The 24,640-nt window shown below is 69.9% G+C and carries 22 protein-coding genes; 11 read left to right on the top strand and 11 right to left on the bottom strand.

Annotation, left to right across the window (positions count from 1 at the left end; genetic code table 11):
- Positions 1-42 precede the first annotated feature (42 nt).
- Positions 43-1,761 (bottom strand): SulP family inorganic anion transporter, encoded by a 1,719-nt coding sequence (locus QMO76_RS27360; protein WP_306364208.1) that lies wholly within the window; start codon positions 1,759-1,761, stop codon positions 43-45.
- Positions 1,762-1,845: 84 nt separating this feature from the next.
- Positions 1,846-2,169: a hypothetical protein gene (locus QMO76_RS27355; RefSeq protein ID WP_306364207.1), complete on the bottom strand. Its 324-nt coding sequence runs from the start codon at positions 2,167-2,169 to the stop codon at positions 1,846-1,848.
- 247 nt (positions 2,170-2,416) lie between these two features.
- On the opposite strand from QMO76_RS27355, the gene QMO76_RS27350 reads away from it, so the two are divergent.
- Positions 2,417-2,860 carry a pyridoxamine 5'-phosphate oxidase family protein gene (locus tag QMO76_RS27350; RefSeq protein ID WP_306364206.1) on the top strand — a complete coding sequence of 148 codons (444 nt, stop codon included), beginning with the start codon at positions 2,417-2,419 and terminating at the stop codon, positions 2,858-2,860.
- A 19-nt stretch (positions 2,861-2,879) separates the two neighbouring features.
- Here QMO76_RS27350 and meaB read toward each other — a convergent pair whose 3' ends face one another.
- The 3 genes from meaB to QMO76_RS27335 all read right to left on the bottom strand — a co-directional run bounded on the left by meaB (position 2,880) and on the right by QMO76_RS27335 (position 8,245).
- Positions 2,880-3,986, bottom strand: coding sequence for a methylmalonyl Co-A mutase-associated GTPase MeaB (gene meaB, locus QMO76_RS27345; protein ID WP_306364205.1), 1,107 nt, complete (start codon positions 3,984-3,986; stop codon positions 2,880-2,882).
- On the bottom strand, positions 3,983-6,235 hold the full coding sequence (gene scpA / locus QMO76_RS27340; protein ID WP_306364204.1) for a methylmalonyl-CoA mutase: 2,253 nt from the start codon (positions 6,233-6,235) through the stop codon (positions 3,983-3,985). The genes meaB and scpA overlap by 4 nt, the downstream gene beginning before the upstream one ends.
- A gap of 144 nt (positions 6,236-6,379) precedes the next feature.
- A complete protein-coding gene (locus QMO76_RS27335) occupies positions 6,380-8,245 on the bottom strand; it encodes a methylmalonyl-CoA mutase family protein (protein ID WP_306364203.1) in 1,866 nt (621 codons plus the stop codon).
- 246 nt (positions 8,246-8,491) lie between these two features.
- On the opposite strand from QMO76_RS27335, the gene QMO76_RS27330 reads away from it, so the two are divergent.
- The 4 genes from QMO76_RS27330 to QMO76_RS27315 all read left to right on the top strand — a co-directional run bounded on the left by QMO76_RS27330 (position 8,492) and on the right by QMO76_RS27315 (position 11,239).
- Positions 8,492-9,118 (top strand): TVP38/TMEM64 family protein, encoded by a 627-nt coding sequence (locus tag QMO76_RS27330; protein WP_306364202.1) that lies wholly within the window; start codon positions 8,492-8,494, stop codon positions 9,116-9,118.
- An 83-nt stretch (positions 9,119-9,201) separates the two neighbouring features.
- On the top strand, positions 9,202-9,663 hold the full coding sequence (locus QMO76_RS27325) for a M23 family metallopeptidase (protein WP_306364201.1): 462 nt from the start codon (positions 9,202-9,204) through the stop codon (positions 9,661-9,663).
- A gap of 177 nt (positions 9,664-9,840) precedes the next feature.
- Entirely contained in the window at positions 9,841-10,116 is a 276-nt protein-coding gene (locus QMO76_RS27320) for a hypothetical protein (protein WP_306364200.1), read from the top strand.
- Between the two features lie 145 nt (positions 10,117-10,261).
- On the top strand, positions 10,262-11,239 hold the full coding sequence (locus QMO76_RS27315; protein WP_306364199.1) for an SMP-30/gluconolactonase/LRE family protein: 978 nt from the start codon (positions 10,262-10,264) through the stop codon (positions 11,237-11,239).
- A 160-nt stretch (positions 11,240-11,399) separates the two neighbouring features.
- Here QMO76_RS27315 and QMO76_RS27310 read toward each other — a convergent pair whose 3' ends face one another.
- From QMO76_RS27310 to QMO76_RS27295, 4 genes are all read right to left on the bottom strand, one after another.
- Positions 11,400-12,242, bottom strand: coding sequence for a glycerophosphodiester phosphodiesterase family protein (locus QMO76_RS27310; protein ID WP_306364198.1), 843 nt, complete (start codon positions 12,240-12,242; stop codon positions 11,400-11,402).
- A 21-nt stretch (positions 12,243-12,263) separates the two neighbouring features.
- Positions 12,264-13,172: an SDR family NAD(P)-dependent oxidoreductase gene (locus QMO76_RS27305; protein ID WP_306364197.1), complete on the bottom strand. Its 909-nt coding sequence runs from the start codon at positions 13,170-13,172 to the stop codon at positions 12,264-12,266.
- 312 nt (positions 13,173-13,484) lie between these two features.
- Positions 13,485-15,191 (bottom strand): dihydroxy-acid dehydratase, encoded by a 1,707-nt coding sequence (gene ilvD / locus QMO76_RS27300; protein WP_306364196.1) that lies wholly within the window; start codon positions 15,189-15,191, stop codon positions 13,485-13,487.
- A gap of 161 nt (positions 15,192-15,352) precedes the next feature.
- On the bottom strand, positions 15,353-15,685 hold the full coding sequence (locus QMO76_RS27295) for a transglycosylase family protein (RefSeq protein ID WP_372342096.1): 333 nt from the start codon (positions 15,683-15,685) through the stop codon (positions 15,353-15,355).
- A gap of 422 nt (positions 15,686-16,107) precedes the next feature.
- On the opposite strand from QMO76_RS27295, the gene QMO76_RS27290 reads away from it, so the two are divergent.
- Genes QMO76_RS27290 through QMO76_RS27270 form a run of 5 tightly spaced genes read left to right on the top strand, consistent with a single transcriptional unit; the run spans position 16,108 to position 21,456 of the window.
- Positions 16,108-16,953, top strand: coding sequence for a metal-dependent hydrolase (locus QMO76_RS27290; RefSeq protein WP_306364195.1), 846 nt, complete (start codon positions 16,108-16,110; stop codon positions 16,951-16,953).
- A gap of 50 nt (positions 16,954-17,003) precedes the next feature.
- On the top strand, positions 17,004-17,885 hold the full coding sequence (locus QMO76_RS27285) for a metal-dependent hydrolase (RefSeq protein WP_306364194.1): 882 nt from the start codon (positions 17,004-17,006) through the stop codon (positions 17,883-17,885).
- 27 nt (positions 17,886-17,912) lie between these two features.
- Positions 17,913-19,463 (top strand): NAD(P)/FAD-dependent oxidoreductase, encoded by a 1,551-nt coding sequence (locus QMO76_RS27280; protein WP_306364193.1) that lies wholly within the window; start codon positions 17,913-17,915, stop codon positions 19,461-19,463.
- A complete protein-coding gene (locus QMO76_RS27275) occupies positions 19,460-20,398 on the top strand; it encodes an SDR family NAD(P)-dependent oxidoreductase (RefSeq protein ID WP_306364192.1) in 939 nt (312 codons plus the stop codon). Before QMO76_RS27280 ends, QMO76_RS27275 begins: the two co-directional genes overlap by 4 nt.
- Positions 20,399-20,412: 14 nt before the next feature.
- Positions 20,413-21,456 carry a ferredoxin--NADP reductase gene (locus tag QMO76_RS27270; protein WP_306364267.1) on the top strand — a complete coding sequence of 348 codons (1,044 nt, stop codon included), beginning with the start codon at positions 20,413-20,415 and terminating at the stop codon, positions 21,454-21,456.
- Positions 21,457-21,466: 10 nt separating this feature from the next.
- On the opposite strand, the gene QMO76_RS27265 is transcribed toward QMO76_RS27270, so the two are convergent.
- Positions 21,467-22,210, bottom strand: a complete 744-nt coding sequence (locus QMO76_RS27265) for a TetR/AcrR family transcriptional regulator (protein ID WP_306364191.1) — start codon at positions 22,208-22,210, stop codon at positions 21,467-21,469.
- A 246-nt stretch (positions 22,211-22,456) separates the two neighbouring features.
- On the opposite strand from QMO76_RS27265, the gene QMO76_RS27260 reads away from it, so the two are divergent.
- Positions 22,457-23,143 (top strand): GAP family protein, encoded by a 687-nt coding sequence (locus QMO76_RS27260; protein ID WP_306364190.1) that lies wholly within the window; start codon positions 22,457-22,459, stop codon positions 23,141-23,143.
- A gap of 58 nt (positions 23,144-23,201) precedes the next feature.
- Here QMO76_RS27260 and QMO76_RS27255 read toward each other — a convergent pair whose 3' ends face one another.
- On the bottom strand, positions 23,202-24,599 hold the full coding sequence (locus tag QMO76_RS27255; protein ID WP_306364189.1) for an AarF/ABC1/UbiB kinase family protein: 1,398 nt from the start codon (positions 24,597-24,599) through the stop codon (positions 23,202-23,204).
- Positions 24,600-24,640: the final 41 nt, after the last annotated feature.

The following is a 24,640-nucleotide window of genomic DNA, read 5'->3' as shown; positions in this document are numbered from 1 at the left end:
CCAGCATGCCCCGGCGGCACCGGGCGGCCCCAGGGAACAAGGTCATGCGCGTCCGGGGCCGTCCGGCCCCCTGCCGTCGGTCGCCGCCCGGAACGCGTCCACGGCGGTCGGCAGGGTCGGGTACAGCCGGTCCGCGCCGATCCGATCCACCAGGCCCGCGGCGTCCAGGGCGTCGCGCAGATCCTGTTTCACCCGTGCCATGGCGAAAACGATGCCGCGCGAATCCAATTCGGCGCGCAACTGGTCGACCGCGTCGAGTGCGGTGAGGTCGACCTCCACATTGGCCTCGGCGTTCAGCACGAACCATCGCACCGGCATGTCCCGGCTCAGCAGCTCCACCGACTCCAGCGCCCGGGTCCGGAAGTCCTCGGCATTGGCGAAGCACAGCGGAGCGTCGTAGCGGTAGATCACCAGTCCGGGAACGGGTTTCGCCGCCGGATAGTCGTCGACGTCGTGCATGCCCGCGAGACCGGGCACGAAACCGAGGATGGCGTCGTGGGCGCGGGCCACGCGACGCAGCAGATCCAGGATGGACAGCGCGATGGCGATGCCGACCCCGTAGAGGACGCCGAAGATCAGCACCGCGGCGGCGGTGCCCAGGGCCAGTACCAGCTCACTGCGCCGGAAGCGGGCGAACCGGCGGAACTCCGGGAGGTCGATCAGGCGCAGCGCGGCGAACACCACGAGCGCGCCGAGCGCGGCGGTCGGGAACTCGGCCAGAATCCCGCGCGCGCCGAACAGCACGATCAGCACCGCGACCAGGGCCACCAGCGAGTACGCCTGGGTCCGCGCGCCCCCGAGATCGGCGATGGTGGTGCGCGACGCGCTACAGCTGACCGGAAAGCCGTGCATCACCCCGGAGGCCAGATTGGTCGCCCCCATCGCCCCGAGTTCCCGGTTGGCGTCGACACGCTGACCGTGCCGGCTGGCGAAAGCCCGTGCGGTGAGGGCATTGTCGGAGAAGCCCACCAGGGCGATGCCGATGGCGGGCAGCACCAGCTGGGTGATGTCGGCGGCCGCCACCCCGGCCACGCCGGGCACCGGAACGCCGGGCGGGATCGCGCCCACCACACCGATGCCGTGCTCGCCCAGGGAGAACACGGCCACCACCATCGATGCCGTCAGCACCGCCAGCAGCGGTCCGGGCGCACGCGGCGCCCAGCGGCCGAGCAGCAGCAGCGCCGACAGCACCACGGTGGCCAGAATCGTTGTCGGCCAATGCACGTCGGAGAGGTTCGCGAGGAAGGAGCGCAGCTGGCTCGGAATCGTCTCCCCGTCGACCCGCACCCCCGTCACCGTGCCCAGCTGGCTCGCGATCATGATGCCCGCCGTGCCCGCGAGGTAGCCCACCAGCACCGGTTTGGACAGCAGGTCGGCGAGCACCCCGAACCGCGCCAGCGAACCCGCGACGCTGATCACGCCCACCAGCAGCGCCAGCATCGCCGCCAGCGCCGCGTACCGACCCGGATCTCCCGCCGCCAGCGGGGCCAGCGCCACGGCCGTGAGCAGGGCGGTGGTGGACTCCGGCCCCACCGACAGCTGTCGGGAGGTGCCGAGGAAGACGTAGACGGCCAGCGGCCCGAGTATCGCCCACAGTCCGGTCACCGGCGGCAGACCGGCCACCGTCGCGTACGCCATGACCTGCGGAACCAAATAGGCGGCCACGGTCACCCCGGCCACCACGTCGGGGCGCAGCCAGGCGCGCTCGTATCCGCGGAACTGCTCGAGCCCCGGAAGGAAACGCACCGGACCGTTGATCATCAGGGTCCGACAGTACCGCGCGGCGCGCCCGCCCGTGCCGCGTGCGCGCGACATGTTCTCGCGCCTGCGCGCCACTCGACGGGCTCAGCGCCGATCCCGCCCCGGCTCATCGGCCGGGGTGGTGTGCTCGCGGGACAGGTCGACCACGGCCAGACCGGCCTCCCGGATCACGACATCGAGTTCGTCGAGCACCTCGGTCACGACCCGGCGGGCCGCGACCAGCCCCGGGGCGACGCCGTCGGGACCGTCCAGCTCGGAGCGCACCGCGTGCAGGCGCAGTCCGATACCGAACATCCGCCGGACGAGTCGGTCGCTGGCGTCCGCGTAGGCGGCCTGCCCGTCGGCCAGCAGCGCCGGATCGAACTCCCCGGACAGTGGCGGCGGGATCGGGAGCGCGGCATCGGCCATCTCGGCTCCTGAGTCGTGTGCGGATCCCCCAGCCGCGCCACGGGACTCGGGAAACGTCACGAGTATCGTACGCTGTCACCGTCTCGGACAGACGGCATCTCGAAACGTAATTTCTTTCGCGCGCAATGCGATCATGCGCTTGCCCTATTTCCGAATCGGATACGCCACAGTCGGCGGCAAACATGGAATACTTCGTGTCCCAGCAAGAATGCGTTCGCAGTTCGATGGCCGACAGAGTTTGTGGGGTATGGCCGTGCACGAGGAACTCCAGCCGCGGGAACTGTCCACATCGGATTCGCTGCGACTGTTGAGCGGTATCCGCTTCGGCCGGGTGGTCTTCTCCCGGTACGCACTGCCCACCATCCGGCCGGTCAACCACGTCGTGGACGGCGGCATGATCGTCATCCACGCCAATCCGGGCACCACCCTCAGCGCACACCGGCAGGTAGTGGCCTACGAGGCGGACACCATCGACCAGGACACCCAGTACGGCTGGTGCGTGATCGTCACCGGCACGGCCGAGGAGGTCACCGATTCCGGCGACCTCGCCCGCTACCGCCGCCTGCTGCCCACCACCCTGCCGGGTCCCCGCCGTCGCATCATCCGCATCCGGCCCGATTTCGTCACCGGCGTCGAATACGTTCCCGCCGCACTACTTCCGCAGGACGTCCGGCCGATCGAGGAACGGTGAATTCGGCGGCGAATTCCGGCTACCCGCCCGACCGCCCGTCGAACGCGTTCAGGATCTCCTCGGCGGCCAGGGCCGGGGTGAGCGACCCGTCACGGACCTGCTTTTCCACTTGCACCCGGATGGCGCGCACCGCCGGATTGTCGGTCAGGCGGCGCAGCAGTTGGTCGTGCACCATATTCCAGGTCCAGTCGACCTGCTGGCGACGCCGTTTCTCGGCGAACTCCCCCGCCTCGGTGAGCACGCGACGGTGCTCGAGCACGGTGTTCCAGAACGTGTCGAGCCCGTTGCCCTCGAGGCCACTCATGGTGATGACGGGTGGATGCCACAGGGATTCGCGCGGATGGATGAGCCGCATGGCGCCGCTCAGTTCGCGCGCGGCGGTCTTGGCCTCCACCTCGTGTTTGCCGTCGGCCTTGTTCACCGCGACCAGATCGGCGAGTTCGAGCACGCCCTTCTTGATGCCCTGCAACTGATCTCCGGTACGAGCCAGGGTCAGGAAGCAGAACACGTCGACCATATTGGCGACGGTGACCTCGGATTGGCCGACGCCGACGGTCTCCACCAGGATCACGTCGTAGCCCGCCGCCTCCAGCAGCACGATGGTCTCGCGGGTCGCCTTGGCCACCCCGCCCAGCGTGCCCGCGGTGGGTGAGGGGCGGATGTAGGCGTCGCGCTCCACCGCCAGTCGGCCCATCCGGGTCTTGTCACCGAGGATGGAGCCGCCGGTGCGGGTGGAGGACGGGTCGACCGCCAGCACCGCCACCCGATGCCCCTGACCGATCAGGTGGATGCCCAGCGCATCGATGAAGGTGGACTTGCCGACCCCCGGCACACCGGTGATGCCGACCCGGTTCGACACCACCGCGTCGCCGTCGGGGGTGAGCCGCAGCAGCAGTCGCTGCGCCAGCTCCCGGTGGTCGGCCCGGGTGGACTCGACCAGCGTGATGGCCCGGGCCAGCGCCGCGCGCTCACCGGCGCGCACCCGGGCCGCCAGCTCGTCGACATCGATGACCCGGCGTGCCGCCCCGGCCACCCCCGGCGCGGCACCGCGCGGACCCACTCCCGCCGTGGTGCCGAGCCGAGGACGCTCGGCCCCACCCTCGTTCGTGTGTGCGGCGTCGCTCATTCGGCCGCGCCGGTGCCGATCTCGTGGCCGAGCGACGCGCCCAGCTTCTTGATCAGATCGATGGCGGCCTCGGCGATGACGGTGCCCGGCGGGAAGATCGCGGCGGCACCGGCCTCGTAGAGTTCGTCGAAGTCGCCGGGCGGGATGACGCCGCCCACGATGACCATGATGTCGGGGCGGCCCACCTCGGCCAGCGCCTGCCGCAGCGCGGGCACCAGCGTGAGGTGACCGGCGGCCAGCGAGGAGACGCCGACGATGTGCACGTCGTTGTCCGCCGCCTGCCGGGCCACCTCCTCCGGGGTCTGGAACAGCGGGCCCACATCGACGTCCATGCCGAGGTCGGCGAAGGCGGTGGCGATCACCTTCTGCCCGCGGTCGTGGCCGTCCTGGCCCATCTTGGCGACCAGGATGCGGGGACGGCGGCCCTCGGCCTCGGCGAATTCCTCCACCAGTGCGATGGCCTTGCTGATATTGGTCACCTTGCCCGCCTCTTCCCGGTAGACGCCCGACAGGGTGCGGATCTCGGCCTGGTGGCGGCCGTAGACTTTCTCCAGCGCGTCGGAGATCTCACCGACGGTGGCCTTGGCGCGCGCGGCGTCGATGGCCAGGGCGAGCAGGTTGTTCTCCATACCGCCCTCGGAGGACGCCGCCGCCCGGGTCAGTTCGGCCAGCGCGCGCTCCACCTCGCCGGAGTCGCGTTCGGCGCGCAGCTTCTGGAGTTTGGCGTTCTGTTCGGCGCGCACCCGCGAGTTCTCGACCTTGAGCACCTCGATCGGGGTGTCCTCCTCGACCTGGTACTTGTTGACGCCGATCACCGGCTGCTGCCCGGTATCGATGCGGGCCTGGGTGCGGGCGGCGGCCTCTTCGATACGCAGCTTCGGGATGCCCTCCGAAATCGCCTGTGCCATACCGCCGTGCGCCTCGATCTCGGCGATGTGGGCGCGGGCGCGCTCGGCCAGCTGATGGGTGAGCCACTCCACGTAGTACGAACCGCCCCACGGGTCGGCGGGCCGCGTCGTATTCGATTCCTGCTGGATCAGCAGCTGGGTGTTGCGCGCGATGCGGGCGGAGAAGTCGGTGGGCAGCGCCAGTGCCTCGTCGAGGGCGTTGGTGTGCAGCGACTGGGTGTGGCCCTGGGTGGCGGCCATGGCCTCCACGCAGGTGCGGGCCACATTGTTGAACACGTCCTGCGCGGTGAGCGACCAGCCCGAGGTCTGCGAGTGGGTGCGCAGCGCAAGGGATTTCGAATTCTTCGGCTCGAACTTCGCGACCAGCTCGCTCCAGAGCAGGCGGCCCGCCCGGAGTTTGGCGACCTCCATGAAGAAGTTCATGCCGATGGCCCAGAAGAACGACAGGCGCGGGGCGAACTTGTCCACCTCCATACCCGCGTCGATACCCGCCTTGATGTATTCCACACCGTCGGCGAGGGTGTAGGCCAGTTCCAGATCGGCCGTCGCACCGGCTTCCTGGATGTGGTAGCCGGAGATGGAGATGGAGTTGAACTTCGGCATCTTCGCCGAGGTGTAGGCGAAGATATCGGAGATGATCCGCATGGAGGGCTTGGGCGGATAGATGTAGGTGTTGCGGACCATGAACTCCTTCAGAATGTCGTTCTGAATGGTTCCGGCCAGCTGTTCGGGCTTGACGCCCTGCTCCTCGGCGGCCACCACGTACAGCGCCAGAATCGGCAGCACCGCGCCGTTCATGGTCATGGAGACCGAGACCTGGTCCAGCGGAATGTGATCGAACAGCTCCCGCATGTCCAGAATGGAGTCGATGGCGACGCCCGCCATGCCCACGTCACCGGTCACGCGCGGGTGGTCGGAGTCGTAACCGCGGTGGGTGGCCAGGTCGAAAGCCACCGAGAGGCCCTTCTGGCCGGCGGCCAGGTTGCGGCGGTAGAAGGCATTGGAATCGGCGGCGGTGGAGAAGCCCGCGTACTGGCGGATGGTCCACGGCTGATTCACGTACATGGTCGGGTAGGGACCGCGCACGAACGGCGCGACGCCGGGCACGCTGTCGAGCGGATAACCCGCCGCCACCACGGCGTCCCGTTCGGCCCGGGTGAAAACCGGTGGTACGTCGATCCCTTCGGGGGTGGCCCAGATGAGCTGTTCGGGCGCGTACCGATTGGCGGTCGCCGCGGCCCGCACGAAGTCGCGCACCTGCTCGCCGGTCACGGCCGCGTCGGAAGGCGCATCGAGGGGAACATCGGCGAAATTGCCGATCAGATGCTTGATGTCGCTCATGCTGTGTCCTTTCTGGCCTGAGCGGGGCGCTGCGTGGTTACGCTGCGCTGCCTCCTCCGCGCCTGACCGCTCATGCCGTGTCCTTTCTGGCCTGAGCGGGGCGCTGCGTGGTTACGCTGCGCTGCCTCCTCCGCGCCTGACCGCTCATGCCGGGGCTCCCAGCTTCTCCAGCAGGCCGGACAGTGCCGTCACCGCGTCCATCCGCGCCGTCAGGAATCCATCCGGCCGCTGTGCGCCGGAGGTGTCGGCCACCGCTTTCTCCGGCCCGGCCAGCAGCACCGTGGTCACACCGGCCGCGCGCAGCGCGTCCACCGCCGCCCCGGCCTCCGCGCCGTAGCGGTTGTCCGAACCGCACAGCACCGCGAGGGCGACACCGGATTCCGCGACCGCGGTCCCGATGCCGTCGACGGCGAGGGCACCCGGATTGATCGTTTCGATACCGCCCGAGGCGAGCAGATTGGCGGTGAAGGTGACCCGCACATTGTGCTCCGCCACCGGCCCCAGCGGCACCAGCAGGGCCCGCGGCCGCGCCCCGTGCGCGGCCAGGTAGGCGTCGGAGCGGTTGCGCAGCGCCTCGAACGCCGCGCCGTAGCTCGTCCGCGAGGTCATGGCGCGGGCCGCCTCGGACAGCGGCTGCTCGGCCAGGTTCGGGAACTCGTTCACGCCGGTGACGGCCGACTTGCGGTGCGCCACATCGGTATCGCGGCGCGCCTTGGTCTCGCCGACGCGCCGGGCCAGCAACCCGGATTCCAGGGCGGCCAGGTAACCGCCCGCCGCCTCCAACTCCCGCATGAAATCCCATGCCTTGGCGGCCAGTTCGGCGGTGAGCGCTTCGACGTACCAGGAGCCCGCACCCGGGTCCTGGACGTGGCCCAGATGCGATTCCTCCAGCAACAGCAGTTGCGTGTTGCGGGCCATGCGCTCCGAGAAGGCCTTGGACACCTCGAGTTCCCCGGCGGGCAGTGCGTGGTCGAAGGGCAGCACGGTGACGATATCCGCGCCGCCGACGCCCGCGCCGAAGGCGGCGAGGGTGGTGCGCAGCATATTCACCCACGGGTCGCGCTGGGTCATCATGGCCGGTGAGGTCACCGCCTGCTGCGGGGCGTTACCGAAGGCGGGCGCGCCGCACACCTCGGCGACCCGGGCCCAGAGCCGCCGGGCGGCACGGAATTTGGCGATGGTGGCGAACTGGTCGTCGGTCGCGGCGAAGCGGAATTCGAGCTGGCGCAGCGCATCCGCGATATCGGCACCGGCGTGGGTGAGAGCGCGCAGATACTCCAGGCCCGCCGCCACCGCCGCACCGATCTCCTCCGCGTCGGAGGCTCCGGCTTCATGGAAGGCCAGGCCGCACACCGTGATCGCACGCACGCTCTCGGGGCGCGCCACCGCCGCCCGCGCGAGTGTGATCGCGCCGTCCAGATCGATGGCGGGGGTTCCGGCGAACAGGCTCGTCAGCGGCGTCGCGCCCAGCTGGATCCGGATGTCCGCACGCTCGTCGACCCGGTAGGCGTCGAGCGCGGCGTAGACCTGCTGCGCGGCCTCGGCCAGCGCGGGACCGGCGTCCAGGGTGAGCGGGGCCAGTTCGAACAGCAGGCCCGACAGCGCGGCGGGCAGCTGTGCCACGGGCACGCCGCCGTCGCCCACGCGGAGCCAGACGGCGCTGACGCCGTTCTCCAGTCCGAAGAGGACCTCGCGATTGGTCTCGGCCGCGTCGGTACCGCCGAAACGGGCGCCGACGTACCAGCCGCGATGCACATCGCGGGTGCCGTCACCGCCGCGAACGAAGGGGAATTCGCCCGGCAACGGCTGCTCGGGCAGTTCGTCGCGGCGCGTGTAGAGGGGATTGACGGTCAGACCGTCGTACGTGGTGACCGCGAGCAGCTTCTCCGGCTCGTCCGGCAGTTCCGAGACCTCCACCCTGCGGGCCTTGGCCAGCACGCCGGCGACACCCTTGCGCCAGGCGGCATACCCGGGCACCGGTCCGGCGTCCGAGTCTGAAGCAATCGGCATAGCTGCTGTTCCTTCTCCCACACATGCCCCGAAAAGGACCGCCCCAGCAGCGCCGAACGTCTCGTTCGCCCTGCTCAGACAGCGTTTCGGTTAACGAGCATTCCTCGTCTTGCCTTCTGATGCTAGCGGCAGGGTTGTGATTCCCGTCGCCGGGCTTTCACTACCAGCCGGTAACCTGGCGCGGTGCCAACAAGCCCGCGGACCCACTTCAGCCGACTCGGTGGATACCGAACGGTCACGTTTCTCGTGGCCGTCGTCGCGCTCTTCGCGGTCGTCGCGCTCATCCCGCTGCCGACCGCCGCACAGATCCGGACCTGGGCCGATTCCTGCGGGCCGCTGTTGCCGCTGGTGTTCTTCCTCGCCCACGCGCTGATCTGCGTGGCCCCGTTCCCGCGCACGGTGTTCACCGTCAGCGCGGGCATGCTGTTCGGGCCGATCATCGGCTTGGGCCTGGCCCTTTCGGCGACGACGGTGAGCGCCGTGCTGGCCCTGCTGCTGGTGCGCGCCCTCGACAAGGAGCGCCTGCGCGCCCGGCTCACCCATCCGACGGTACGCGCCGTCGACACCCGTCTGGCCCGCCGCGGCTGGCTGGCGGTGGGCTCGCTGCGCCTCATCGCCTTCGCACCGTTCTCGGTGGTGAACTATTGCGCCGCACTGTCGTCGGTACGGATGCTGCCGTATGTCGTGGCGACCTTCGTCGGCGTCGTTCCGGGAACCGTCGGCACGGTACTGCTCGCCGACGCGCTCACCGACCACGCCTCCCCCGCCCAGCTCATCGTGTCGGGCGTCTGCATCGCCGTGGGCATCGTCGGACTCGCCGTCGACACCCTGCTGGCCACCCCGGAGGAGCGACCGGCGCCGGTGCCGGGCTGAGCACACTCCCCCTGTTTCGTCTGCGCCGACTTCCTTTGCGCGGCAGGATATCCGAGCAAGGGAGATAACGCAGGGAGATGCACATGGCACCCAGAGTCTGGCCGCTCGAGCGCGGCCACATCGTCACCTCACCCTTCGGACCCCGCGGCGGTGAATTCCATTGGGGGGTCGACTTCGGCTTCCCCGGCGGCTCGGCCAACCGCCCGGTCTTCGCCGTGCAGGGCGGGTATGTCACCCGTTCCGGACCGGCCTCGGGCTTCGGCCGCTGGGTGGTGATCGACCATCCGACCGACGACGGCTCGGGCACCACCGTGTACGGCCACATCGTCCCCGGGGTCCGCGTCGGCCGCCGCATCGAAGCGGGCCAGCGCATCGGCGTCGTCGACCCCGACCGCCGCACCAACGGCAATGTGCCCCCACATCTGCACCTCGAGTGGCACCGCTCGGTCTGGACGCCCCCCGGCCCGGACCGTCTCGACCCGCTCCCCCTCCTCATCGGCGCGGCGTACCCCCTCGCCGACTGGCGGCACGTCTTGACGCCCTGAGCCGGGCGACGCGCCGCGAGATCCGGGCTCGCACGAATTCGCCATTGTGCGACGGGCGGACCGCGGCTTTCATCGGCCGCGTCGATATCCCGACGCCGGGAGCACCCTCCCCACCTGTGCGTCAACTATCAGTTGACTCTCGCCGTATCGCCAACTAGTAGTTGACGCACGGCGTCGGTGGGGTACGGGGCGGCGCTGGCCCTGGACGGGGCCGACCGGCTGGGCGCGGCCGTATCCGCGCCGGGCACCGATATCGATGCGGCACTGGCGGCCTGGGAAGCCGAGCTGCGGCCCGAGGTCGTCGAACGGCAGGCACTGGCCCGCCGCGGCATGGCCCGCTACCTTCCGCCCACCCGCGCCCACGTCTGGCTGAGCGAGGCGATGATGCGGGCCATCCAACTACCGGGCCTGCGCGGCCTGGTCCGCAACGCCGTCCGCCGCGCGAACAACTAGGCCGGGCAACACAACCCGCGTCTCATCCCGCGTAGGCGCGGCACGCCCAGGATCGGCGGTCCCCGGCGGCGAGCGCCCTGGGATCCGAACGCCGACGGGGGTCAGTATTCGGGGAACCGAGACACGGCGGAAAGGTCGGCACCCCATGCGTATTCCCCTGCGATATCTACTGATCGCCGCGACGGCGACCCTGACCATCTCCTGCTCCGCGCAGACGGCGGAGCGAGAAGTGTTCGACCGGTACATAGTTCCGGGCGACCGGGCCTTCCCGTCGGGACTGGCTTACGATCGCGCCTCCGGGCACTTCTTCGTGGGCAGCGCCGCCGACGGGGTGATCTACCGGGGCCACGTGCACGAACCGCAGCTCGAGGTGTGGTCGCCCGACGGCGCCGACGGCCGCAGCGCCACCGCGGGCATGGCCCTCGATCCGGCCGGTCGCCTGTTCGTCAATGGCGGCGGCACCGGAGCCCTCCGGGTCTACGATGCCGCCGACGGTCGGCTGCTGGCCGAATTGCGCGGGCTCGACGGCGGTTTCGTCAACGAGGTCACCATCGCCGCCGACGGCACGGCGTACGCCACCGACTCACTGCTGCCGGTGGTGTACCGGATCACCGAGACCGGCGGGACCTGGCGCATGGAGTCCTGGCTGGATGTCACCACCACGCCCGTCGACTGGATCGCCGAGCGGCACAATCTCAACGGCATCCTCGCGATCGGCGATCATCTGCTCGCGGTGCAGAGCTCCACCGGGCAGCTGTGGCGCATCGACCGGCACACCGGACACACCATCGAGGTGGATCTCGGCGGACAGAGCCTGCCCAGCGGTGATGCGGTGGTCTCCGACGACGGCCGCCGGATCTACGTCACGCAGGGAAACCTCTACGCCGACAGCGCCGACCAGCCGCGGGTGGCGGTGCTGGAGATGAGTCCCGACCTGTCCGGCGGTCGGATCGTCGACAGCCTGGTGCCGCCGGGTGGCTTCCTGCACCCCAGCCAGGCGGCGCTGACCGACCGCGGCCGCCTGCTGGTGGTCAACAGCCAATACAACCGCTTCGCCGCGGGCCTGCCGCCCACGGCGCTGCCGTTCACGGTCTCCAGCCTGGACCTGCCGGGCGCGGACTGACGGATGGACCCGCCCCTGCTCGCGGTGCATCGAAACCACCGGCGGCAGGGACGAACTCGGCGATGTCCCGCGTGCCCGGCGAGCGCGGGCCGACTCCGGCGCCGGGGCTCGCCGGATGGCGGCGGTGGCCGGAACCTCGGCACCGGCCACCGCCACGCGCTCACGCGCGGATGACGCACTCCAGGACGTCGGGCACATCGGTCATGATGCCGCCCACTCCGGCTTCGATGAGCCGCCGCATATTCCGCGTATCGTTCACCACGTAGGCGAAGACTTCCAGCCCGCGGGCGCGGGCCAGTGCAAGATAGTCGGCGTCCACATCGTCGGCGGAGATGTGCACCATGCCACTGTGTTCGGCGAGGGCATCCAGTTCGTTCGCCGTGGGCCGACGCTGGCTCAGCCCGCCGAGCGGGATATCCGGTTCCAGTGCGCGGAACTCGCGCAGGAATTCCCAGTCCAGGCTCTGCACCATGAGACGACGCCGGTCCGGGGCCGTCTCCGTCCAGCCCGGCACCGCCCGCAGCTCCCGCGAGACGAGTTCGGCAACACCGTCTTTCGCGTCGGTGAGTTTGACCTCGAGCAGCAGTCCGGCGGGGCCGTCGCCGAGGGTGCGCAGCACCTCCCCGAGTTCGGGAACGGGTTCACCGGCATAGGCGGGCGCGAACCAGGAGCCCGCGTCCAGCGTGCGGATCTCGGCCAGGGTGAACTCCGCCACCCGCCAGGGCGCGCGGTCCGGGAAGCGTGCGGCGGCATCGGTGGTGCGCTCCAGGGTGTCGTCGCGAATGACCACGAGCCGGTCGTCGGCGGTGCGGCGCACATCGAGTTCGACCATGGTGGCGCCCTGTTCGGTGGCCAATCGCGTTGCCGCCACAGTGTTCTCGGGTGCGTACGCGGACGCGCCGCGATGGGCGACGGTGGCCGGGGGCGCGTCCTGCGCCGCCGCCGGCGCTCCGGCCGCGGCGAGCGCCAGGCCGGTGACCAGCGCCATGAGATGTCTGTACATGGTGGCCTTCCTCGGCTCGGGTCACAGGGAGGTGGTCAGTCCGCCGTCGACCAGCACCGACGTGCCGGTCATATAGGCGAGATCGTCGGAGGCGAGCGCGAGGGCCGCCCGGGCGAGATCCTCCGGCTCGCCGATGCGCTTGATCGCGGGCAGGTTCCGCTGCGCCCAGTCCTGCTTGTACGCGGTCCAGTCCCGCTGCGGATCGGCCGGTTGCACCGCCCGCCACAGCCGGGTGTCCACCGCCCCCGGTGCCAGCACATTGATCCGAATCCCCTGTGCCGCATAGTCCATACTCGCGGCCTGCGCCAGTGCCAGCACCGCGCGCTTGGTGGCGGCGTAGGCGGACCCGCCCGGTCGCGTGGCAACCTCGTGCAGCGATCCGGTAATGATGATGACACCGCCCCCGCGCGCCAGCAGATGCGGGATCTGCGATCGCATCGCCAGATAGACGCCGCGCACATTGGTGTTCTGCATATCGTCCCATTCGGCGGGATCGGTCTCGTGCAGCGGCCGGAACCAGTTGATTCCGGCATTGTCGAACGCGATGTCGAGCCCCCCGTACCGGTCCACCACGGCGGTGGTGAAGTTCTCGACCTGCTCGGCCTCCCGCACATCCGCGCGCACATACAGCGCCTCACCGCCCGCCGCGCGAATCTCGGCCTCCACCTTGGCCCCTTCCTCGGTCCGCCGCCCGCAGAAACCGACGCGCGCACCCTCGCGCGCGAACGCGATGGCGGCCGCCCGCCCGATTCCCGAGGTGGCCCCGGTAATGGCCACTACTTTCCCGGCGAAGCGTCCCGGCCGCTCCCCGGTCGCATCGGCCGCGGCCCAGCCCCCCGCCACCCCCGCCACGCCGGTACCCGCCGCCGCCAATCCGTACAGCATGGACCGCCGACTGACCCCTGTCCCCCGCTGCTCATCCGCACTCATATCAACCTCCAGCTCGTTCCCGCCGCCGGCTCCGGCGGCCACCCCATGGTGTGGCCGCCCCGAATCCCGACGGCAGGGCGCGAACTGGCGAGGACCCCCGATCCTGGTCACCCCATGACCAGGTACGACCGATGACCGAGACAACCGATGACCGAGACAGCGGCAGGACCACCCCGGGCGACACCGACCGCCGCCGATGGACCGCCCCCGGTGGCGGGGCCGGTCGCACTCGTCACGGCCGACGAGCGCATTCGCGGACATCGGGTGCCCGGTCGACGCCGCGAAGGGCACTGCCGCATCGGCCGCGGGTTGTCAGTCGCACACCGCCCCGTTGGACGCCGAGCCCACCAGCTTCGCGTACTTCGCGAGCACCCCGCGCGTGTACCGAGGCGGCAGCGGCTCCCACCCCTGTGCCCGCTGCCGCAGCTCGGCGTCGTCCACGAGCAGGTCGAGCCGGCCGTCCGCCACATCGAGCCGGATGCGGTCGCCGTCGCGCACGAAGGCGATCGGCCCGCCGTCCACCGCCTCCGGAGCGACGTGGCCCACGCACAGCCCGGTGGTGCCGCCGGAGAAGCGACCGTCGGTCAGCAGCAGGACGTCCTTGCCCAGTCCCGCGCCCTTGATGGCCGCGGTGATGGCGAGCATCTCCCGCATGCCCGGACCGCCCTTGGGGCCCTCGTAGCGGATCACCACCACGTCCCCCGCCGCGATGGTGCCGTTCTCGAGCGCGTCCATGGCGGCCCGCTCCCGGTCGAAAACCCGTGCGGTGCCCTCGAATACGGAGGAATCGAACCCGGCCGACTTGACCACCGCCCCGCCCGGGGCGAGCGATCCGTGCAGAATCGTGATGCCGCCGGTGGGATGGATCGGCGATCCCATGGCCCGCACCACTTTGCCGTCCGGGTCCGGCGGCGCGATGGCCGCCAGATTCTCCGCCACCGTCTTCCCGGTGACGGTCGGGCAGTCGCCGTGCAGCAGCCCCGCGTCCAGCAGCGCCTTCATCATGACCGGCACGCCGCCGATGCGGTCCACATCCGTCATCACATGCCGACCGAACGGTTTCACGTCCGCCAGGTGCGGCACCCGCCGCCCGACCCGGGCGAAGTCGTCCAGGGTGAGGTCCACGTCCGCCTCGTGCGCGATGGCGAGCAGATGCAGGACCGCGTTGGTGGACCCGCCGAAGGCCATCACCACGGCGATCGCGTTCTCGAAGGCTTCCCGGGTCAGGATGTCGCGTGCGGTGATCCCCTGCCGGATCAGCTCCACCACCGCCTGGCCGCTGCGCCGCGCGTAGCCGTCGCGGCGGCGGTCGGTCGCGGGCGGGGCGGCGCTGCCGGGCAGCGACATGCCGAGCGCCTCGGCGGCGCTGGCCATGGTGTTGGCGGTGTACATGCCGCCGCACGCCCCCTCTCCGGGGCAGATGGCGCGTTCGATGGCGTCCACGTCGGCTCGGCTCATGAGGCCGCGCGAGCACGCGCCCACCGCCTCGAAGGCGTCGATGATGGTCACCTCGCGCTCGGTGCCGTCGGAGAGTTTGGCGATGCCGGGCAGGATCGACCCGGCGTAGAGGAAGACACTCGCCAGATCCAGCCGCGCGGCGGCCATGAGCATGCCGGGCAGCGATTTGTCGCAGCCCGCCAGCAGGACCGAGCCGTCGAGCCGTTCGGCCTGCATGACGGTCTCCACGCTGTCGGCGATGACCTCGCGCGAGACGAGGGAGAAGTGCATGCCCTCATGTCCCATGGAGATGCCGTCGGACACCGAGATGGTGCCGAACTGCATCGGGAAGCCGCCGCCGGAGAAGACGCCGTCCTTGCAGCCGCGGGCGAGGCGGTCCAGGGAGAGGTTGCAGGGCGTGATCTCGTTCCAGGACGACGCCACGCCGATCTGGGGTTTGTCCCAGTCTTCGTCGCCCATGCCCACCGCGCGCAGCATGCCGCGGGCGGCGGTCCGCTCCAGCCCGTCGGTGACGTCGCGGCTGCGGGGTTTGATGTCCGGGGTGTTCTGTTGATGGGCCACGGTTCCCCATCATCCCCCGTGTGGCCGCCGGGTCGCGCCACCGCGCCCCGGTGCGCCTACGACGAAGGTCCCGCCGCGCCACATCGCGCGAAACGGGACCTCTATCGATGTGCTGCGCTCAACGGCACCACGGGGGCCGGTCGGCGGTGCGGCCCGACCGGTCAGAGGTAGGCGCCGCAGACCGGCCAGGCGCCGACACCCTGGGTGGCGAGCACGTTCTCGGCCACGCGGATCTGCTCCTCGCGGCTGGCGTTGTGGGCGTAACCGGTGCCGCCGTTGGCGAGCCAGGTGCTCTGGCTGAACTGCAGGCCGCCGTAGTAGCCGTTGCCGGTGTTGATCGACCAGTTGCCGCCGCTCTCGCACTCCGCGACGGCGTCCCAGTTGCCGCTGTAGGCGGAGGCGGTCGCAGTGGAAATACCGAACGGGACAGCGGCGAGCGCGCCCAGCACGGCGGTGGTACCAGCGATACGGGTGAACTTGCGGTTCCGAAGCATGTGATATTCCTGCCTGCGCCCGACCGCCCGGTGAATTCGCGCTACCGGGTCCCCGTCCCCAGGGAATGTCTTGGTGAATCTCGACCGCGGGACGGGGTTACCGGTGTACGGCGGTTCGAGTCCGACTCGGCCTTCGCCCGAGCCGTCGACGACCATAACGGAACAATCACGATGGATCACGGGTCGATAACTCGCATTTGACTTGCGTGACGCTCGAACCTGATCTCCATATACGCAGATAATCGCGCGGGTCGGACTTAATTACATTCCCGTAGTTACTAAACAAAAATGTGTCGGAGGTCACCGAAATGTGGTGATAACGATCTCGAGGCCGCCCCGCCGAGGGCTTCACAAGCACCGTCTCAGACGCTATCGTACTGTCAGTACCGCATACCGGCGGTATTCGCTCAACGAGGTGCGCCATGACCACCACATACCCTCGGGCCAGGCGGATCAGGTTCCGCTTCGGCGATCCGGAGCCGATGTCGAAGTACTACGCGGGCGGCGACATCGTGTTCAGCCACTTCATCGCCGGCCTCTCGGCGGGCTTCCCACCCGGCGAGGAGTCCTTCATCCGCTCGGTCCGCAAGTTCGCCGACCACATCACCGATCCGGCGCTCACGAAGCGGGTGGCCGGGTTCATCGGCCAGGAGGCCACGCACGGGCGGGAGCATCGACGGCTCAACGAGAAGCTCGCCGAACTGGGCTATCCCGTCGAGTGGTACGACTCCCCCGCCGCCGTCGAACGCCTGCGCCGCCTCGAGCAGCGGCTGCCCGCACTGCTGCATCTGGCGGGCACCGCGGCGGCCGAGCACTACACCACCGTGCTCGCCACCCGGGTGCTGACCCGGCCCGAACTCCAGGAGCTCGCGGGCGACCCCGAGGTGCGCAACCTGTTGAACTGGCACGCCGTCGAAGAGATCGAGCACAAATCGGTCGCCTTCGACGTGTACCGGGCCGTCGGCGGCAGCGAGCGGATGCGCATCGCCACCATGGCCACCGTGCTGGCGCTCACGCTGCCGCTCACCACGGTCGGCCTGATCCTGTCGCTGCGCCGCGACGACTACGCGCGGGCGCATCCGGCCCGGCTGGCCCGCGAGGCGTACACGCTGTTCACCGGGCCGCTGTTCCGCGGTCTGGGCCGCGAACTCGCGCAGTACCTGCGCCCGGGTTTCCATCCCGACGACATCGACACCACCGCGCTGCTGGACCGCTGGCGGGCCGAATTGTTCGGCGACACCGGCGCGCTCAGCGATCACCTGCGTTAGCGGACCCGGCGGGCCGCTCGGACACCGCCGCGAATCAACGGAGATTCATCATGACCGAATCCACGCTTTCCACCCGCACCGCCGGTGCGCCACCGGTGCGCCGCATGCGATTCCGGTTCGGCGAGCCCGAACCCATGACCAAGCATTTCGCCGACGGCGATATCGTGCTCAGCCATCTCACGGCGCTGCTGTCGGCGGCCTTCCCGCCCGGTGAGGACTCCTTCGTGCGTTCGGTGCGGCGGGTGTCCGGGCGGATCGACGATCCGGTGCTCAAGAAGCGCGCCGCCGGATTCATCGGCCAGGAGGCCATGCACGGACAGCAGCACCGGCTGCTCAACGACCAGCTGGTGCGGATGGGGTACGTGCTGGTCAAGGTGCCGAACTTCGCCCCGGGCAGTCGACGGGAGCAGGCCCTGATCCGCGCCGAGCGGCTGCTGCCCGCCCACGTCCACCTGGCGGCCACCGCGGCGGCCGAGCATTTCACCAGCATGCTGGCGCGACGCGTGCTGACCAGCCCGGAACTCCAGCAGATCGCCACCGCGAGTCCGGAGGTGCGCAATCTGCTGAACTGGCATGCGCTGGAGGAACTCGAGCACAAGTCGGTCGCCTTCGACGTCTACCGCGCCACCGGCGGCGGTGAGGCGGTGCGCATCGGCGTCATGACCATCCCCTACCTCGGGATCATCCCCTTCATGGCACTGGCGGTCGGCCTGTCGATCCTCACCGACCCGCAGGGGCGGCGGCCGGTCACGGTCACCCGCCAAGCCGTCGGCGTACTGCGCGGGCCCCTGGTCAAGGGATTGCTGGCCGAGATCCGGGAGTACCTGAGGCCCGGCTTCCATCCCGACGACATCGACACCGAACCCCTGGTCCGGCAGTGGCAGCGCGAGCTGTTCGGCGACGACGGCGTGCTGCTCGACCGGGTCCGCTGACCCACCGAACGCCGGAGAGGATCCATCATGAACGCACATCCGGAGATTCCGCGCGCCGACCACCAGGTCGTGGTGGTCGGCGCCGGATTCGGCGGTATCGGAGCCGGTATCGCTCTACAGCACAAGGGCATTCACGATTTCGTCATCGTGGACAAATGGGACCGCGTGGGCGGCACCTGGCATGCCAACACCTATCCCGGTGTCGCCGTGGACATTCCGTCCTTCATCTACAGCTTCTCCTATGAGCAGCGCGGCGACTGGTCACGGGTCTTCGCTCCCGGCGACGAGTTGCGGGACTACGCCGACAGCATGGTCGACAAGTACGGGCTGCGCCGCAAGCTGCTGCTCGGCACCACCGTCACCGGTGCCGAGTTCGACGAGGACGCCGCGCTGTGGCGGCTGCGCACCGACGGCGACCGCACCCTCACCGCCCGCTTCGTCGTCATGGCGGTGGGCGGTCTGGAGCGGCCGAAGATGCCCGATATCCCCGGACTGCACGATTTCGGTGGGGCGCTGGTGCATACGGCGCTGTGGGATCACGATCTGGCGCTGGCCGGCAAGCGGGTGGCCGTGATCGGCACCGGCGCGACCGCGCTGCAACTGGTGCCCGCCATCGCCGACGAGGTGGACCACCTCACCGTGTTCCAGCGCACCCCGATCTGGGTGTTCCCGAAAACCGATGCGGCGGTGGGGCCGTGGGGGCGCGCCGTACTGGGCAATCGGTTGCTGCGCTCGAGCATCCGGACGGTCGGCACCCTGGCCACGGAGATCGGAATGGGCGGCATGGTGGTCGGCCCCGCCTGGGTCACCGAGACGGGACGGCGGCTGGCCGAGATTCCGGTACGGCGCTGGATGCGGTCCCAGGTGCGCGATCCGCGGGTGCGAGAGCAGTTGATCCCCCGCTACGGGCTCGGCTGCAAGCGGCCGTCCATGTCCAACGACTACCTCGCCACCTTCAACCGCCCGGACGTGCGGCTGGTGACCGACACGATCGAGCGGGTGGACGAACACGGGGTGGTCACGGCAGACGGCACCCGCCACGACGTGGACGTCATCGTCTGCGCCACGGGATTCAAACTGTGGGAGAAGGATTCGGTGCCGCCGTTCCCGGTGATCGGTCGCGATCGGGCCAGCCTCGGTGATTTCTGGGAAACGCATCGATTCCAGGCGTATCACGGGGTGTCGGTGCCCGGCTTCCCCAATATGTTCACCATAACCGGTCCGTATGGATTCGTGCTCGGTTCGTATATCTGGATGATCGAGGCCACCGCCGCCCATCTGAGTCGCGCCATCGCGGAGACCGAACGGCGCGGCGAAACCGTCTGTGAAATACGGCGATCCGCGCACGATGAATATTTCGCCAAATGCCTGCGGCGGCAGGAGAAGAATTTCTTGTTCACCCCGGTCTGCCACGGCTCCAATACGTATTACATCAACAGTCACGGCGATTCGCCGTTCCGCCCGTCCACACACGGCGAGATGTACTGGCAAAACCGTCATTACAACCTCGACGACTACCGGTACAGCACCCCGGCGAGCACGTCGCGGCCGGACCGGATCCTGGAGGGGTCGGCATGAAACTCGATGGCATCCGCCCCGGACTCGTTGTGGTGACGGGGGCGGGCAGCGGGATCGGCCGGGCGGTGGCGCTGCGCTTCGCCCGTCGCGGAGCCCATGTGGTGGTCTCCGATATCGACCTCGACAGCGCCCGCGCCACCGAAGCCATGATCCACGCCCGCGGCGGGCTCGCCTCGGCCGTGCGTCTCGATGTCACCGACCCGTGGGCGTGGGAGGAGTTCGCCCGCGATGTCCTGGCCGACCACGGGCTGGCCGACGTGCTGGTCAACAATGCGGGCCTGGTGGTCGGCGGGGCCTTCCTGGATATGGGGCCCGCCGACTGGGATACCCAGCTCGGGGTCAATCTGCTGGGGGTCGTGCACGGGTGCCGGGTGTTCGGGCGGCAGTGGGTCGACAGCGGACATCGAGGGCATATCGTCAATATCGCCTCGGCGGCCGCCTTCACGCCCACCCCGGTCATGTCCGCCTACTCGGTCTCCAAGGCCGGGGTGAACATGCTCAGCGAATGTCTACGACTCGAGCTGGGGCCCAAGGGCATCGGCGTGAGTTCGATCTGCCCCGGATTCATCAATACCGGTATCGGCGAACACGCCGTGACGGTGGGCGTCGATCCGGCCGTCATCGAACGGGGCAGGGAGCTCGCCCGACGCGCGCAGGAGGTGGCCGAGCGGCTGCCGTTCGCACCGCTGAGCCCGGATCAGGTGGCCCGGGCGGTGGAGCGCGCGGTGCGCTACGACCTGGCCGTGGTGCCGGTGCGGCCGGAAGCGTGGCTGGGCTACACCCTCATGCGGATCGCCCCCGGTGTCAATCGGCGTCTGGCCCAACCGTTCTCGACCGAGCGCCTGGTGCGGCTGGCGGGCTGGGCGATACAGCGGTTCGACCGGCAGGCGGTCACCGCCGACAGAGCGCCGACACCCGCGGGGGTGGGGCGGTGAGCGGGCGGACGCACATGCTCGAGGTCGCGGAGGTGGTGCGGGAGACCGCCGATGCCCGCACCCTGGTCTTCGCCGTACCCCCGGAGCTGACCGGCCGGTTCGCCTATCGGCCGGGGCAGTTCCTCACGCTGCGGATTCCCAGCGAGCGCACCGGATCGGTGGCGCGCTGCTATTCGCTGTGCAGCAGTCCGCATGTGGACGACCGGCTCGCCGTGACGGTCAAGCGCACGGCGGGCGGCTACGCGTCGAATCTGCTCTGCGACACGGCGACGGCCGGCGACCGCATCACCATGCTGGAGCCGGGCGGCAGCTTCGGTCCACGCGGGCTGGACGGGGAACTGCTGCTGGCCGCCGGGGGCAGCGGGATCACACCGCTGCTGTCGATCATGAAATCGGTGCTGGCGGCGGGGCGCGGCAGCATTGTGCTGCTGTACGCGAACCGGGATCGGCGGTCGGTGATCTTCGCGGCCGAACTGGACCGGCTGGAGCACCGGTATCCGCGGCGACTGCGGGTGCTGCACTGGATCGAAACCGAACGGGGAGTGCCGAGCCCGCGACGGGTGGGCGAGCTGCTGCGGCGGCATCGCCACCGGGAGTGGTACATCTGCGGCCCGCTCGGCTTCACCACGGTGCTGCGGTCGGCCGCGTCCGCGCTGCGGGTACCGGCGGCGCGGATCCATCTGGAGGAATACCGGTCGCTCACCGCGAATCCGTTCGAGACGACCACTCCCCCAACGCAATCCACGGTCGCCCCGTCGCCCACCACGGCGACGGGCGACGGCAGCGTCGCCCTGGCGGTCGATATCGACGGCCGCACCCATCACCTCGGCTGGCCGCGCGCCGCCCGGCTGCTGGATGTGCTGCTGGACAACGGCATCGACGCGCCCTACGTGTGCCGGGAATCGGCGTGCGGCACCTGCGTCTGTGCGGTGACGCGCGGGCGCACCCGCATGGTGCACAACGAGGCGCTCATCGACGAGGAACTCGCCCGGGGGTGGACGCTGGCCTGCCAGACGCTGCCGGAATCGGCGGAGATCCACATCAGCTTCGACCTGTAGCGCCGCGTGCTCAGTTCCCGGCGAAGGCCAGATGCGGGGGCTTGCGCACGTCCACCGCCACCTCGTTGAGCCGGGCGACCGCGTCCAGGACCGCCGTCGCGATGGTGCTGACGTGCTCGGCGAACTGCTCGGCGGTCATGACCCGGTCGCGGGCGCGGTTGATGCCCAGGTACCACTCGGTGGCCGAGCCCACCGCCCCGAAGATGGCGTAGGTGGTCAGCTCCAGGCTGCCGGTGTCCACCTCCTGCCCCGACAGCCGTTCCTCCACCAACCGCGCCACCCGCAGGGCCGAGCGCTGCGCCACCTCAAGCGCTCGCTCGGGCTGTTCGGCCTGCTGCGCCATGCGCCCGTGCACCAGAAAGCGGAACACCTCCGGGCGCTCCTCGACCACGGCCACGTACTCGGTGATCCCGATGTGCAGCAGATCGGCCACCGAGTCGGCCATGAGGTTCACCCGCTCCAGGAAGCGATCCCACAGCATGCTCTGCACCCGGTCCAGGATGGCCAGGTACAGATCGGTCTTGTCCTCGAAGTGGCGGTACAGCTTGGGTTTCGCGCAGCCCGCGGCGCGCGCGATGTCGTCCATGCTCACGTCCGGGCCGTGCTCGGCCAGCGCCCGCAGCGCGGCGTCCACGAAGTCGGCGCGCACCTGTTCGCGATGTTCGCGCCACCGCTCGGTGCGCGCGTCCGGACGGGATCCGGCCGCCGCGGTGCGCTTGGTCCCGCGGGTACCCCTCTTCTCGGCGGCCGACATGCCGTCATGATATGCGATACCGCCGGTACGCGACGGCGGGTGCGGAGCGACAGCGGTCAGGACGGCACGACCGGTCCCGACCCGGCGGGCACAGGCACAGGCACAGGCACAGGCACAGGCACAGTATCGGCGCGGGTTGCGCACGGAGCCCGCACCAGACATATCGATTGGTACGTCTCCGGCACCTCGATGCGCCGGCGTCGTCGCGCGGCATGGTGGCGGATCGTCCGTATCGTCGGTGAGGTCATGTTGATCTTCCTACTGGTTCTCGCGGGCTTCGCGTTCCTGGACTCGCTCGACGTGCTGATGGTCGGGGTCACCACCGCGGTGATCTACGACAGTCGGCTCGGTCGTCGCTCACCGGTGCCCGGGGTGCTCAGCTTCCTCGCCGGAGTATTCGCCGTCACAACGACTTTCGGTATCTGCACGGTGCTGGGATTGAGCTTCGTCACCGAACTGGTGGACTTCACGCTGACACCGACGCTGCGGTACTGGGGTGAGCTGGTGGCGGGGATCGTCCTGCTGGTGCTCGGTGCCGTCCGGATCTCCGGGAGCACGACGGCGGCGGTGCCCGCCTGGGCGCTGGAGGCGCGGCGGCGGCCGTGGCTGCTCGGGCTGGCGGGGATCGCCATCGGCCTCGGGCAAGCGCCCACGGCAGTGCCCTATCTGGCGGCCCTGGCCATGCTCTCGGCCCGCGAACCCAGGCCCGCGCTGTGGCCGCTGATCATTGTCGGCTACTGCGCCATCGCACTGCTGCCACCGGCATTGGTACTGCTCACCGCCACCCGCCGCACCGCCCGCGCCCGGCGATTCCACCGCGGCCTCGTCCGGGCCATGCGGCGGTTCGGCCCGGCGTCGGTGCGGGTGCTCTTCCTGATCTTCGGGGCCGTCCTCGTGATCGACGCGCTGCGCCACCACGCGGCACTGTGGTGAGATCCGCCGCCACACCGTGCCGACAGCCCCGCTGTAAGCCCTGAGCGGCGAGCGTCGTTCACGCACCACCGCGCTGCGGCGGATCCGCGGGGGATTCGGCCCGGTGGCGGGCGAACTCACGGCCGATGGCGGTGGCCGGCGGGTCGCCGTAGATCCATTCGCGGGCGATGCGGTGCCAGTTGTTGGTGGCGGTCAGGGTGCCGATGGTGCCGAAGGTCATGAGTTCGGCGCGGCGGGAGAAGAGGTGTTCGGCGGGCAGGTTGTCGACGCGTTGCACGACGGCGTCGGCACGGGGGTCGACGGCGCGCGCGAAGGCGGTGGTGGCGATATCGCCGGTCACCGTGACCTCCTCGTCGACCAGGCTCCACCACGCGGTCGCGGCGATGTACTCCAGGCATTCCGCGGCGGGAACGGGCGTGGTCGGGTCGATGACGCCGCGGCGTACGAGCAGCGCGCGCAGGTCCTCCACCCGTCCCTCGACGGCGGCGCGCACGCAGTCGATCTCGAAGCGCACGTATTCGGGGCGCATACGGTGGAACAGCCCGAAATCAACGAAGGCCACGCGCCCGTCCGCGGCGAGCAGCACATTGCCCGGGTGCGGGTCACCGCAGTACTCGTTGTCGCGGTAGAGGGAGCCGACATAGAAGCGGTAGACGATCTCCGCGATGCGTTTGCGGTGCGACGCGGGCAGTTCCGCGCCCGCCGCGAACGGCCGCCCGTCGACGAGTTCGCTGACCAGCACCCGGCGGGTGCACAGGTCGGGAACGACATCGGGCACGTGCACCAGGGCGTGATCACGGTAGCGGTGGGCCATATGCCGCTGTGCCCGCGCCTCGGCCAGGTAGTCCAACTCGCCGGTGATGGCGAGCGAAACCTCTTCGAGCACCCGGGAATCGGCGAGTGCGGGCAGCATGGGTCGCCAGAAGGCGGCGAACAGCCGCAGATTCTCCAGGTCGGCGCGCACGGCCTCCTCGATGCCCGGGTACTGCACCTTCACCGCCACCGCCCGGCCGTCGCGCAACGTGGCGCGATAGACCTGGCCGATGGACGCGGCCGCGAGCGGGTCGGTGTCGAATTCGGTGAACACCTCGCCCATCGGCCCGAGGTCGGCCTCCAGCACCGAGCGCAGCCGCGGGAAGGGCATGCGCGGCGCTTGGTCGCACAGGTTCGCGAGGCGTTCCCGGAAGCGTTCCCGGTGCGATTCCGGGAACATGTCCAGGTCGAGCAGCGACATGGTCTGCCCGACCTTCATGGCCGCGCCCTTCATGCTCCCGAGAATCGTGAACAGCTGATCGGCGGCCCGCAGTGTCTGCTTCTCCGCCAGCCGCGCCCGCAACTCCTCCGACCGGCCCACCATGGACAGCCGAACCCCGGTGTCGCGCAGCATCTCTCGCGCCACCGCCCGGCCCAGCCGGTGGGCGCGAGCGATCCGGCTGGTCGGAATGCGATCGGCCACCCCACCATCGTCACCACCCGCGCCGGGCAGTGTCAAAGGTA

Source organism: Nocardia sp. CC227C (genome assembly GCF_030767025.1).
Taxonomy (GTDB): Bacteria; Actinomycetota; Actinomycetes; order Mycobacteriales; family Mycobacteriaceae; genus Nocardia.
Note: the sequence above shows the minus strand (reverse complement) of the source record. Positions and strands in the feature narration are given on the sequence as shown.